This window comes from Amycolatopsis roodepoortensis (assembly GCF_014873915.1).
Lineage (GTDB): Bacteria > Actinomycetota > Actinomycetes > Mycobacteriales > Pseudonocardiaceae > Amycolatopsis > Amycolatopsis roodepoortensis.
Genome location: NZ_JADBEJ010000008.1, coordinates 223,162 through 235,581, shown reverse-complemented (window position 1 = coordinate 235,581; position 12,420 = coordinate 223,162). Strand labels below are relative to the sequence as shown.

Below are 12,420 nucleotides of genomic sequence, written 5' to 3'. Positions count from 1 at the left end.
GCTAGACCTTCTTGTCCAGCGTCGACTTGATCTCTTCCTCGGCGTTCGTGTACGCGGTCATCGACCGTTCGACGTTGTGCTGCATGCCCCGCAGCGCCTCGACGACGTTCGCGAACCCTTCGGACGAGCCCTGCGCGCCGGGCTCGTAGTCCTTCGCGAACTCCTTGCCCGCGTCGTCGTTGCCCCAGCACTGGCCGAGCGAGTTCATCGCGGCCAGCAGTTCCTTGCCCGCTTCGTCCAGCTGGTCGGCCGCGATCCCCAGTTTGGCCGCGGCCGTCTTCACCGCTTCCGGGTCCGCGGTGAACCCGGCGCCACCCCCACCGTTCGGCATCAGACTCCCCTGGTCAGCCAGCTCGAGGGCGGCTCTTCCTCATCGTCGTCCTGCTGACGCACCCGCTTCGGCACCGGTTTCGGCGTCGGCGGCGCGGGAGGGGCAGGCGGCGGAGGCGGCGGCGCGTCGTCCTTGATCATCAGCGGGGCGTCGAAGTCTTCGTCGGACTTCACCGGCGCTTCTTCCTCTTCGGCCGCGAGGAAGTCGGGGATCGCCGGCATCAGCCCTTGCAGTGAAGGCGCGCCTTCGATGAGGTCCGACAGGTCCGGCAGCCCCTCGGTGATCGGGGCCATCAGCTCGGCGACCTGCTGCTTGACCTGCAGCGATCCCTGGCGGACCAGGGTCAGCACGGTGTTGGCCAGCTGCGCGGGATTGGTGCGCTCGAAGGCGTTCGGCTGGATTTCGAGTTTGGCGAGGGTGCCGGTCGCGTCGATGGTGGCGCGGACGAGGCCGTCCTGCGAGACCACCGTCGCCGACGTCTGCGAAGCGGCTTCCTGCGCGTCCCGGAGCTGGGCCGTCTGCCGCTCGAACTGTTCGAGCAGCGTGTCGACCTGGTCCTTCATGGCGGCATTGCGCGCTTCGAGGCGTGCGCTGTCGTCGCCGGCCGTCGTCACTTGAGCCCCCGCGAGTGCTTGATCCCGGGCATACGCCACCCGGTGTCGGTAAGCGTCACCCTAATGCCAACGGGGGAGGCTTATCAGCCGTTCTCCTTTTTCGCACCGCGAGCAGGTATCCGGCGGCGCCCACCAGGTACAGGACGGCAGCCGCGATCAGGAGCTCCGGCGACCGGCCGTCGTCCGGGATCACCGTCGCGGCCAGGGAGACCGCGGCGACCTGGGTGATGTTGAAGAGCGTGTCGTAGAGCGCGAAGACCCTCCCGCGCGTCTCGTCGGCGACGTCGAGCTGGACCGAGGAGTCGACGCAGAGTTTGAGCACCTGCCCGGCGCCGGTCACCACGAACGCCGCGAGCAACGCGGCCGGAACCACCATCGGCAGGCCGAGCGCGAGTTGCGCGACCGCCGCCAGCACCAGCGCGCCCACCACGACGCGGATCCTGCCGATCAGCTTGATCAGCCAGGCGGTCAGCAGCCCGGCGACCAGGATCCCCGCCCCGGCGAACGCCGCCATCTGGCCGAGCCCCGCCATCCCGGCGCGGAAGATGCCCGCGTCGGTGAAGTGGTTGCGCATCAGCAGCACGGTCACCAGTAGCGAGATGCCGTACGACGCGCGATGGGCGAACAGCGCGACGAACCCGGCCGTCACGCTGGGCGTCCGCCAGGCCGCCTTCGCGCCGTCCGCCAGGCCTCGGGCGACGGCGAGTGCCGGGTTCGACGGCTCGTCGACCGTCGATGGCCCGAGCAGGCCGCGCGCGAACCCCGAGGCCAAGACGGCGGCACCGATCCCGCCCAGCGCGGCGACGGCGGTGACCCACGCGGAACCGGCGTCGTCGGCGCCGGTCAGCGCCCGGAGGCCGATCGCGCAGCCGCCACCGACGACGGCGAGCACCGAACCCCAGGTCGCGGCGAAGGCGTTCGCGGCGACGACGGACTTCTCCTCGACGACGTGCGGAAGCGACGCGGACAGCCCCGAGCCGATGAACCGCGAGATGCCTTCGGACGCCAGGGCCAGGGAGAACAGTCCGATCCCGGCCGCTCCCGTGCCGACGGCGACGGCCGTCGCGAGGATGGTGAAGGACCGCAGAAGGCTTGCGAAGATCAGAACCTTCCGCCGATCCCAGCGGTCGAGCAGCGCGCCCGCGAACGGGGCGACGATCGAATACGGAAGCAGCAACGCCGCGAACCCGCCCGCCATGGCGAGCGCGTCGGTGGCGCGTTCGGGGTTGAAGAGGACGGCGCCGGCGAGCCCGGCCTGGTACATGCCGTTGCCCCAGTGCGCGGAGAACCGCGTGAACAGTAGTCGGCGGAAGTCACGGTCGCGGACGAACGCCCTGGTGGGCGCCGTGGCGGTGGTCGTCACGGCACCAGCCTATTGAAGGTGGCCGATGCGCTTTGAGGTCGCCTCTCGGCGGCTATGCGCAGTGTGGCTCCAGCCGGACGGTATTCCACAAAGGCGGTTCTTCAGTGAGCCCGGGGGACACGGAAAGCGCACCGACCGTTGTGTCCAACGGTGCTCGTGATGCTGTTGTTCCCAGAGCCGGACGATTTGTCTCCGCTCGAAGTGGGATCATGGCGGACGTGCCAGCGGACGCCGAGGTCGAACCGGGAACGCTCCTGGTCGCCGCCCCCACGATGTTCGATCCCAATTTCAGGCGGACCGTCGTGTTCGTCATCGATCACCGGGACGAGGGAACGCTCGGCGTCGTGCTCAACCGGCCGAGTGACGTCCCGGTGTACGACGTGCTCCCCAACTGGGGCGGGCACGTCGCCGAACCGCAGTCGGTGTTCGTCGGCGGGCCGGTCGAGAAGAAGACCGCGTTGTGCCTGGCCGCGCTGCGGACCGGCGAGACGGCGTCGAGCGTGCCCGGCGTGATCGCCGTCCGCGGCCCGGTCGCGCTGGTCGACCTCGACACCGATCCCGAGATCCTGGTGCCGAAGGTCCGCGGTGTGCGGGTCTTCGCCGGCTACGCGGGCTGGGACTCCGGCCAGCTGGCCAACGAGATCGAACGCGACGACTGGGTGATCGTCCCGGCGCTGCCCAGCGACGTCCTCGCTTCGCCGCACCACGACCTCTGGGGTCAGGTGCTGCGTCGTCAGGGCATCCCGCTGGCGCTGCTGGCCACCCATCCGGGAGACCTCCAGCGCAATTAGGCGGGATGAGAAGGGCTCAATGCACGGCGATTCCGCGGGCCTTGAGCGTGTCCTCGACGCCGGGGACTGTCGTGATGACATCGGCGATGTCGTGGATCACGCGGAGGTTGGGTAGCAGGGCGAGGTCGTCCAGTGAGGAGATGTCGAAGAGGTCGTCCTCGCCGTCCCAGAACGGCGAGCACTGGTGGTAGATGTCCAAGCCGCCGTCAGTGATCAGTTCGTCCACGGCGGCCAGTTGGTCGGGAGTGATCTCCAGATCGGTGAAGTACTGGCGGGCTTCCTCGAGGACGGTGTTCAGCAGGTCCTGTTCGTGCAGGTACTCCCACAGGTCGCCGGTGACGCCCTTGGCATGGAGGACGTCGGCGATCTGGAAACGGGGCTGGATGAGCTTGTCCTGGTACATGAGCTTGTCGATGACCAGCAGCTTGAAGTTGAAGTCGCGGAACATGGCCCATGATCTACCAGACCGCTCCGACAATCCGGGCGGTCAAGACACCTTCTGATCGGCGAATCGTGCCTAGGCGGTGGCGGTGTCGGCCTTCTTGAAGACGCCGCAGGTGCCGCAAGCGCAGCCACTGCAGCCGGCGGGCCGCTCCGGCTCGGGCTCCGGCACCGTCGCGGCGGCGCGGTTGCCGAGCACTCCCCCGGCCGCGACCAGCGCGATCATCCCGATCACGCCCACGAACGAGGCGAGCAGCAGTCCGAACGTCGTCGGCATGACCAGCGCGGCGATCCCCGCGAGCACGGCGACCACGCCGCCCGCCAGCGTCGGGACCCCGGCGACCTTGTTGCCGAGCCGGAAGGCGTCCTCGCTGCGCATCGTGGCGGCGGTGCGCACGCCGGCGCCGCGGTCACGCGGCAGCTTCTCGCGCAGGCCGAGGAACCCACCCCAGCCGACGAGGACACCCAGCACGATCGGGACCAGCGCTATGACGAACACTCCACGAGGATAAGCGTGACGTCCCGGCAACCTGCCGGATACCCTGATCGACTGTGCTACAGGCCATGTCACGCCGAGTTCTCACTGCCGCCCTGATCGGGGCCGTCCCCCTCACCCTGATGGCCGCACCGGCCGCCGAAGCGGGTCACCGTCCGCTTCGCCTGATCGGGGAACAGATCGTCCCGAACGCCCAGTCCTACGAGGGCACCGTCGTCGGCGGCCTGTCCAGCATCGATTACGACCCCCGCACCGGCGAGTACGCGCTGATCTGCGACGACCGCTCCGCCCTCAACCCGGCGCGGTTCTACACGGCGAAGTTCTCCCTCGACGCCAAGGGACTCGGCCCGGTCACCTTCACCGGCACCAAGCCGCTCCTGCGTCCCGACGGCACGACGTACCCGCCGCTGGCGAAGAACGACCCCGCGCAGCCGCCGAACATGCAGACCATCGACCCCGAAGAGCTGCGTGTCGACCCCTGGACCGGCCGGTACGTCTGGTCGCAGGAAGGCGAGCGGTCGGCCGCGGCCCGGATCGATCCGTCGATCCGCGAGGCGAAGCGCGACGGCGTCTACGTCCGTGACCTGCCGATTCCCGCCAACGAGAAGATGACCGAGACGACCGGGCCGCGGCAGAACCTCGCCCTCGAAGGCCTCACCTTCGCGGGCTTCGGGTCACTGGTCGCCAGCTCGGCCGAGGGGCCGCTGCTGCAGGACGGCCCGGAGGCGAACACCACGTCGGGCGCCCTTTCCCGGATCACCCTCCAGTCGCGGTTCGGGCCGGTCCTCGCGCAGTACGCGTACCCGCAGGAGAAGGTCTTCGCGTCGCCGAACCCGCCCGGCGCGTTCGCGACCACGGGCATCTCGTCGCTGCTGGCCGTCGACCAGGCCGATCCGACGCGCTACCTGGTGATGGAGCGTTCGTTCGTCACCGGCGTCGGCAACAAGGTCCGCATCTACGAGATCGACACCAAGGGCGCCACGAACATCCTGGACACGCCGTCGCTGGCCGACGCGAAGAAGGTCAAGCCGGTGAAGAAGCGCCTGCTCGCGGACCTCGCGGACTTCAAGTTGTCCACTGTGGACAACATCGAGGGGATGACCTGGGGGCCGCGCCTCCCGAACGGCGAGCGCAGCCTGGTGCTGGTCAGCGACAACAACTTCTCCGCGACGCAGGTGACCCAGTTCATCGCTCTGGCGGTCCCCTCGGAACGGCTTTGACCAGCGCGTTAAACTGGACTCATGAACACGGCTCGGCTGCTCCTTAGCCTGCCGCGCTGAACTCGGCCCCACGGCCGGGACCAGCGCGGCGACCCCTCATGCCCTCCGGGCTGAGGGGTCGAGTTGTTTCTGGAGTGGCTTGACGTGGATGAGCACGGAGGATTTCGGCGATGAACCAGGCGAGCGAAGGCGCCGACGCGGCCCCTCAGCACCGCTACACCGCGGAGCTGGCGGGCCAGATCGAGCAGCGCTGGCAGGACTACTGGTCCGACCACGGCACCTACCACGCACCGAACCCGGTGGGCCCGCTCGCGGACGAGAGCGGAGAGGTCCCGTCGGACAAGCTGTTCGTCCAGGACATGTTCCCGTACCCGTCGGGCGCCGGCCTGCACGTCGGGCACCCGCTGGGCTTCATCGCGACCGACGTCTTCGCGCGGTATCACCGCATGATCGGCCGCAACGTGCTGCACACGATGGGCTTCGACGCCTTCGGCCTGCCGGCGGAGCAGTACGCGGTGCAGACGGGGCAGCACCCGCGCAAGACGACCGAAGAGAACATGGAGACCTACCTGCGCCAGATCCGGCGCCTGGGCCTGGGTCACGACGAGCGTCGCCGGATTTCGACGATCGATCCGGACTACTACAAGTGGACTCAGTGGATCTTCCTGCAGATCTACAACTCCTGGTACGACGAGAAGGCGGGCAAGGCCCGGCCGATCGTCGAGCTGGAGACCGAGTACGCGCAGGACAAGCACCGCACGCCCGATGGCCGCAACTGGTGCGAGCTGACCCGCGCCGAGCAGCTGAAGATCATCGACTCGCATCGCCTGGTCTACCTGTCCGAGGCGCCGGTGAACTGGTGCCCCGGCCTGGGCACGGTGCTGTCGAACGAAGAGGTCACCTCCGAGGGCCGCAGTGAGCGCGGCAACTTCCCGGTGTTCCGCCGCAATCTGCGTCAGTGGATGATGCGGATCACCGCGTACGCCGACCGCCTGGTCGACGACCTGGACCTGCTGGACTGGCCCGAAAAGGTCAAGTCCATGCAGCGCAACTGGATCGGCCGCTCGCACGGTGCGCGCGTGTCGTTCGAGGCCGGCGAGCAGCGCATCGAGGTCTTCACCACCCGCCCCGACACCCTGTTCGGCGCCACGTACCTGGTGGTCGCGCCCGAGCACCCGCTGGTCGACGAACTGACCGCCGCCACCTGGCCGGAAGGCGTCGACGCCCGCTGGACCGGTGACGCGGCGACGCCCGCCGAAGCGATCGCCGCCTACCGTGCGGCGGCGGCGCGGAAGTCCGAATTGGACCGACAGGAGAACAAGGAGAAGACCGGTGTCTTCACCGGCTCCTACGCGGTGAATCCGGCCGACGGCAAGGAGATCCCGGTCTTCGTCGCCGACTACGTCCTGATGGGCTACGGCACCGGCGCGATCATGGCGGTCCCCGGCCAGGACACCCGTGACTGGGAGTTCGCCGAGAAGTTCGGCCTGGAGATCATCCGTACCGTCCAGCCGTCGGACGGCTTCGATGGCAAGGCGTTCACCGGCGACGGGCCCGCGATCAACTCCGGGTTCCTGGACGGCATGGGCGTCGACGAGGCCAAGAAGACGATGATCGGCTGGCTGGAGGAGAACGGCCACGGCCGCGGCACCGTCCAGTACAAGCTGCGCGATTGGCTGTTCTCGCGCCAGCGCTACTGGGGCGAGCCGTTCCCCGTCGTCTACGACGAGGACGGCCAGGTCCACCCGCTGCCGGACAGCATGCTGCCGGTCGAACTGCCCGACGTCGCCGACTATTCGCCGGTGACGTTCGACCCGGAGGACAAGGACAGCACGCCGTCCTCGCCGCTGGCGCGCGCGACCGACTGGGTCGAGGTCGAACTGGACCTGGGGCAGGGCAAGAAGACTTACCGTCGCGACATCAACACGATGCCGAACTGGGCGGGTTCCTGCTGGTATCAGCTGCGGTACCTGGACCCGACCAACCCGGACGTGTTCGTCGCGCCGGAGAACGAGTCCTACTGGGTCGGCCCGCGTCCCGCCGAACACGGCGTCGACGACCCCGGCGGCACGGACCTGTACGTCGGCGGTGTCGAGCACGCGGTGCTGCACCTGCTGTACTCGCGGTTCTGGCACAAGGTGCTGTTCGACCTGGGCCACGTGTCGTCCAAGGAGCCGTACCGGAAGCTGTTCAACCAGGGCTACGTCCAGGCCTACGCCTACACGGACGCGCGCGGTGTCTACGTCCAGGCCGACCAGGTCGAGGAGCGGGACGGCAAGTTCTTCTTCGGCGACGAAGAGGTCAAGCAGGAATACGGCAAGATGGGCAAGAGCCTGAAGAATGTCGTGACGCCTGACCAGATGGCCGCCGACTACGGTGCCGACACCTTCCGCTTCTACGAGATGTCGATGGGCCCGCTGGACGTCTCGCGGCCGTGGGCGACCAAGGACGTCGTGGGCGCGCAGCGGTTCCTGCAGCGGCTGTGGCGCCTGGTCGTCGACGAGGAGACCGGCGAACTGCGTGTGTCCAATGTGGACGCCACGGACGAGGATCGCAAGCAGCTGCACAAGACGGTCGCCGGGGTCCGCGAGGACTACGCGGAGATGCGGTTCAACACGGCCGGCGCGAAGCTGATCGAGCTGAACAACTACGTCACCAAGACCTACGGTTCGGCCGAGGCCACGCCGCGGGAACTGGTGGAGCCGCTGGTCCTGATGCTGGCGCCGCTGGCCCCGCACCTGGCCGAGGAGCTGTGGAAGCGGCTGGGTCACGCGGATTCCCTGGTGCACGGGCCGTTCCCGGTCGTCGACGAGAAGTACCTGGTCGAGGACTCCGTGGAGTACCCGATCCAGGTCAACGGCAAGGTGCGCTCGCGGGTCACCGTGCCCGCCGACGCGGGCAAGGACGCCGTGCAGGCGGCCGCGCTGGCCGACGAGAAGGTCGCCGCGCTGGTCGGCGACGGCACGCCGCGCAAGGTGATCGTCGTGCCCGGACGGTTGGTCAACATCGTGCTGTAACGCCGTGGCCGAAACGCGCCAGCGTCGAGGGTCGTGAGGCGATTCGATGGAGTTGTTCAAGGACAACGAAATCGAACGGAGAACACCCTCATGACCCTCGACGGCAAGGTGGCTTTGGTGACCGGCGGCAGCCGCGGGATCGGTGCCGCCACGGCGATCCGGCTCGCCGAGGACGGCGCCGACGTCGCGCTCACCTACCAGAGCAACGCCGAACTCGCGGCCGGTGTCGTGGACAAGATCAAGGCGCTCGGCCGCCGCGCGCTGGCGATCCAGGCCGACAGCGCCGACGCCACGGCCATGGTTTCCGCGGTCGACACCGCGGTCGCCGAGTTCGGCAGGCTCGACGTGCTGGTCAACAACGGGGGCGTCGGCTTCGTCGGCCCGCTCGACCAGACGAGCCTGGAGGACATCGACCGCGTGCTCGCGATCAACGTCCGCGGTGTCTACGTGGCCACCCAGGCCGCTGCCCGGCACCTCGGCGACGGCGGGCGCGTGATCAGCATCGGCAGCTGCGTCTCGGACCGGGTGCCCGGCCCCGGGATGTCGCTGTACGCGGTGAGCAAGACCGCGCTGCTGGGCATGACCAAGGGCCTGGCCAGGGAACTGGGGCCGCGCGGCATCACCGTGAACATCGTCCACCCCGGACCGACCGACACCGACATGAACCCGGCCGACGGCCCGTACGCCGCCGACCAGCGGAGCCTGACGGCGTTCGACCGCTACGGCTCGCCGTCGGAGGTCGCCGCGACCGTGTCGTTCCTGGCGCGGCCGGAAAGCAAGTACGTGACCGGCTCGACCGTCTCGGTCGACGGCGGGCACGCGGCGTAGCTACTCGGTGGACAGGCCGATCTCGCGTGCGAGATCGGCCAGCATCGCCTCGAAGAGGACGTCCGGTTTCGAGAACGGGATCGGATAGTTGCCGAAGACCTCGAGCGTGACGTGCCCGTAGAGCCGGGCCCAGAACTGGATCATCAGGTACGTCACGCCGAGGTCGAGCTTTTCGAGCGGGAACGTCGCGCCGGACTCCTTCAGCACGGCGAGCAGTTCCTCTTGGAAGGACGTGAGGTCGTCTCGCAGCTCGGCCGGGACCACGTCGTTCGACGGCGTCACCAGCTCGTGTGTCGCGAGCACCTGCCCCGCCGCCGCCAGGAAGATCCGCCCGAACGGCTCGTCCAGCCTGCTCAACGTGTCGTCGCCCGCAGGTGATGCGAAGACCAGCGTGAACTCCTTGGTGTGCGTGAGCGCCCACCGCCGGAATCCCTTGCAGATGGCGAAAAGTTGCAGCGCGCCCTCGTCCGGCAACTGCGCGATGTCCTCGGCGAGCCCGGCCGCCAGATCCGCGACGACGTCCGCGCGCAGATGCTCGACCAGATCGTCACGGGAACCGTAGTAGCGGTACAACGCCGGCGCCGTGATGCCGAGCTCGCGCGCGATCGCCCGCAGGGTCACGGCCTCCGGGCCATGCTCGACCAGAAGTGTCCGCGCTGTCCGGCGGATGTCCTGATCCGTCGCCGCCCGCTCGCGGACCCTGCGGCTGGGGTTGGTCATCCGGGCATTCTAGGTGGTCAGTACGGGGATCACCCCAGAAGGCGAGCCTGAAGCCTCGTGAGCGGCCGGAGCGCCAGGAAGATCGGAACGGCCATTCCGGCGGCGATGAGGAAGTGCACGATCCACGCTCCCGCCAGCGTCGGCCCACCCCACGTGCCCTCCGGGTCGCTCCCGGTCCAGAAGAGCCCGTAGGTCGCGATGCGCCCGACGAGGTAGAACAGCAGCAACGCGAGCAGGAACGCGACCGCGCTCGGACCGAAGGCCGCCACGAACCGTGGCCGAGCCCCGCCCTCCTGCCCGAGCCAGCGCCGCGCGAGCCCGCGCTGGACCTTCGCGCCACCGAGATACCCCGGCAGCACGAGAAGCGCGTAGATCGCGCGTTTCCAGTCCGAAATCGTCATATCCGACACGCTAGGGCTGGCTGACCTGCGTAAACATGGGGTAAGCCGTCGGATCGGGTAGGGAAAACCGGAGGTCGCTGTGGTGATCCACACGACCGGGCTGTGGATATGCGCCAAACGTTCCCCGATGTCAGACGGGTATGCCACACTCGGTCGCCGAACGGCTACGACGTGAACAGGGGAGGTTCGCGTGTCGAACCCTGAGCAGCTCTTCGCTGATTTCGAGGCCAAGCTGGCCGACGCCCAGCGGAAGGCGAATCAGATGCGCACCGAGATCGAAAGCGTCTCGGTGTCCGAACGCAGCAAGGACGGCCAGATCTCGGTCAAGGTCAACCACGCGGGAAACCTCGTCGGCCTGGAGATCGGCCCGTCCGTGCGGGACAACCCCGCGCTCGCGCAGGAGATCCTCCGCGTCGTCCAGAGCGCGCAGAGCAAACTCGCGAGCGCGGTGCAGACCGGCGTGCCGTCCATCGCGGGCACCGAGACCATGAACGAGCTGGTCAACCAGCTGCACAACGAGTACCCGGAACCCGAACCGACGGGCTACGTCGAGGGCGGCCACCAGGAGGCGGACGAGGACGACCGCTTCGTCGCCGAAGACGAACTCGACGCGCCTCCGCCCCCTCCCGCTCCGAAGCCGCCCACCCCTCCGACTCCGCCCGCGCCGCCGCGCGCCGCGCGCAGGCAGCAGACGGACCACGAAGACGACTACTTCACCGGCGGCGACTTCCTGCGCTGAGCGGGTTCTTGAGGGAGGGAAACATGGGGCAGCCACAAGGTAAGCAGGGCTTCAACGTCGATCCGGTCCGGATCGACGAGCACGCCAAGCAGGTCGAGAAAACTCTGGAGCTGCTTCAGACCGCATTGAGCGCTGACCAGACGAGCCGGATCAAGTCCGAGGACTTCGGTCTGATCGGCGACCTCGTCCAGCTCGACGCATGGTGCAACACAGCCGCGGACAAGGCGGTCGAAGCTCTCAAGGCCGCAGTCGATGCTGGAAATCACCACGTGGACACGGTCCGAGCGTGGGCTCAGGCGCGCCGGGTCGACGATGAATCCGCCCAGGATCTGGTCAACCGTGCGGGGCAGGTGAAGCATGGCTGAGCCGGGCTCGAACCAGATCCTCCAGGACGCCACGAAGGAAACGGACTCGGAGAAGTACGTCGTCGACAGCGCCCTGGAAGGTGCGGGCGCGATTCAGGACACCATCGGCGGCATCGAGAAGCTCGTCCACGGTGACTGGACGGAAGGCCTGCTCAGTCTGGGTAGTGCGGGCGTCGACATCGGCATGATCGCCGCCGGCGGCAACCCGTTCGAGTCTCTTCTGAGCTGGGGGTTCGGCTGGGTCATCGAGCATGTCGACTTTCTGAAGGAACCGCTCGACTACGTCACCGGTGATCAGGACGCGCTGGATCTCGAAGCGCAGAAGTGGACCACCATCAGCAAAGACGTCCAGAAGATGGCGGAGGAACTCACGGACGAGGTCCGTAAGAACACCATGGACTGGACCGGTCAGGTGGCAGACCGGTACCGCGAGTACGTCCAGGAACAGCTGGACACCTATCGTGCGCTTTCCGACGCCGCGAGCAACGCGGGTGCCGTCGTGGAGATCTGCAAGACGATCCTCGACGTCGTCCGCACACTCATCCGCGACCTCATCACCGATACCCTCGCCAAGATCATCTTCATTCTGCTCAGGTACCCGCCGCCCGGCTATCCCGGAGCCCTTGCGGGTGAAGGTGTTCCGTTCGCCGTGAAGCAGGCGCGGAAGGCAATGGGGCAGGTTCAGCGCCTGATGAAGGCCTTTTCGAACGCCAAGAGCATTCTCAAACTCCTTGGCGAGGCACTGGAATCCATCGCGAAGGGGTTCGGCAAGTACGCGAAGGGTGTTGGTCAGGGGCTCAGCCACATGGCCAAGGAAGTCGTTCCAGGTCTCGGTGGCGCGGCGATCAAGGAAGCCGTGAAGGGCGTTCTCGACGTCGGTGTCGGAAGTGACAACAACCAGAGCGACCTGGATAAACAGCGCGACAAGACGAACACCACCATCGAGCCCAAGGACAGTGGAGTGATCGGCAGCGGCGGCGGAAGGACGGCTGCTTCGCCGGTTCGCAAGGACGGCGTCGAGCCGGTATTCGACCAGCCTGGTGAGCAGCGGATCTCCGGTTCGCTGTAATGAAAAGGGCAAGCCGGACCGAGGC

At 67.9% G+C, this 12,420-nt stretch carries 14 protein-coding genes; 7 read left to right on the top strand and 7 right to left on the bottom strand.

All coding sequences use genetic code 11. The annotated features are described in order from the left end of the window. Position 1: 1 nt before the first annotated feature. The 3 genes from H4W30_RS38740 to H4W30_RS38730 are packed head-to-tail and all read right to left on the bottom strand — an operon-like array spanning position 2 to position 2,308. Entirely contained in the window at positions 2-331 is a 330-nt protein-coding gene (locus H4W30_RS38740) for a WXG100 family type VII secretion target (protein ID WP_126734733.1), read from the bottom strand. Then, a complete protein-coding gene (locus H4W30_RS38735; protein WP_318780754.1) occupies positions 331-945 on the bottom strand; it encodes a YbaB/EbfC family nucleoid-associated protein in 615 nt (204 codons plus the stop codon). Before H4W30_RS38735 ends, H4W30_RS38740 begins: the two co-directional genes overlap by 1 nt. A 55-nt stretch (positions 946-1,000) precedes the next feature. Beyond that, complete coding sequence (locus H4W30_RS38730; protein ID WP_192747284.1) at positions 1,001-2,308, bottom strand: MFS transporter; 1,308 nt, start codon at positions 2,306-2,308, stop codon at positions 1,001-1,003. A 209-nt stretch (positions 2,309-2,517) separates the two neighbouring features. Between H4W30_RS38730 and H4W30_RS38725 the strand changes: the two genes are divergently transcribed. After that, positions 2,518-3,099, top strand: a complete 582-nt coding sequence (locus tag H4W30_RS38725) for a YqgE/AlgH family protein (RefSeq protein WP_007032276.1) — start codon at positions 2,518-2,520, stop codon at positions 3,097-3,099. 16 nt (positions 3,100-3,115) lie between these two features. Here H4W30_RS38725 and H4W30_RS38720 read toward each other — a convergent pair whose 3' ends face one another. Both H4W30_RS38720 and H4W30_RS38715 read right to left on the bottom strand, forming a co-directional pair. Then, the gene (locus H4W30_RS38720) at positions 3,116-3,547 is read right to left on the bottom strand and encodes a DUF6892 domain-containing protein (RefSeq protein WP_192747283.1); all 432 of its coding nucleotides are present in this window, start codon (positions 3,545-3,547) and stop codon (positions 3,116-3,118) included. Between the two features lie 69 nt (positions 3,548-3,616). Further along, positions 3,617-4,039: an SdpI family protein gene (locus H4W30_RS38715; protein ID WP_192747282.1), complete on the bottom strand. Its 423-nt coding sequence runs from the start codon at positions 4,037-4,039 to the stop codon at positions 3,617-3,619. A 65-nt stretch (positions 4,040-4,104) separates the two neighbouring features. Between H4W30_RS38715 and H4W30_RS38710 the strand changes: the two genes are divergently transcribed. The 3 genes from H4W30_RS38710 to H4W30_RS38700 all read left to right on the top strand — a co-directional run bounded on the left by H4W30_RS38710 (position 4,105) and on the right by H4W30_RS38700 (position 9,101). Then, complete coding sequence (locus H4W30_RS38710) at positions 4,105-5,256, top strand: esterase-like activity of phytase family protein (RefSeq protein WP_192747281.1); 1,152 nt, start codon at positions 4,105-4,107, stop codon at positions 5,254-5,256. 170 nt (positions 5,257-5,426) lie between these two features. Next, complete coding sequence (gene leuS, locus H4W30_RS38705) at positions 5,427-8,273, top strand: leucine--tRNA ligase (RefSeq protein WP_192747280.1); 2,847 nt, start codon at positions 5,427-5,429, stop codon at positions 8,271-8,273. 90 nt (positions 8,274-8,363) lie between these two features. Next, the gene (locus H4W30_RS38700; RefSeq protein ID WP_192747279.1) at positions 8,364-9,101 is read left to right on the top strand and encodes a 3-oxoacyl-ACP reductase family protein; all 738 of its coding nucleotides are present in this window, start codon (positions 8,364-8,366) and stop codon (positions 9,099-9,101) included. Here the strand turns inward: H4W30_RS38700 and H4W30_RS38695 are convergent, their stop codons facing one another. Further along, complete coding sequence (locus tag H4W30_RS38695; protein WP_192747278.1) at positions 9,102-9,821, bottom strand: TetR/AcrR family transcriptional regulator; 720 nt, start codon at positions 9,819-9,821, stop codon at positions 9,102-9,104. It lies immediately after the preceding gene. Positions 9,822-9,850: 29 nt separating this feature from the next. Continuing rightward, entirely contained in the window at positions 9,851-10,222 is a 372-nt protein-coding gene (locus H4W30_RS38690) for a hypothetical protein (RefSeq protein ID WP_126734726.1), read from the bottom strand. Positions 10,223-10,412: 190 nt separating this feature from the next. On the opposite strand from H4W30_RS38690, the gene H4W30_RS38685 reads away from it, so the two are divergent. The 3 genes from H4W30_RS38685 to H4W30_RS38675 are packed head-to-tail and all read left to right on the top strand — an operon-like array spanning position 10,413 to position 12,395. Next, positions 10,413-10,961 carry a YbaB/EbfC family nucleoid-associated protein gene (locus H4W30_RS38685; RefSeq protein ID WP_192747277.1) on the top strand — a complete coding sequence of 183 codons (549 nt, stop codon included), beginning with the start codon at positions 10,413-10,415 and terminating at the stop codon, positions 10,959-10,961. A 23-nt stretch (positions 10,962-10,984) separates the two neighbouring features. After that, the gene (locus tag H4W30_RS38680) at positions 10,985-11,326 is read left to right on the top strand and encodes a hypothetical protein (RefSeq protein WP_072029392.1); all 342 of its coding nucleotides are present in this window, start codon (positions 10,985-10,987) and stop codon (positions 11,324-11,326) included. Beyond that, positions 11,319-12,395 (top strand): WXG100 family type VII secretion target, encoded by a 1,077-nt coding sequence (locus H4W30_RS38675; RefSeq protein WP_192747276.1) that lies wholly within the window; start codon positions 11,319-11,321, stop codon positions 12,393-12,395. Before H4W30_RS38680 ends, H4W30_RS38675 begins: the two co-directional genes overlap by 8 nt. Positions 12,396-12,420: the final 25 nt, after the last annotated feature.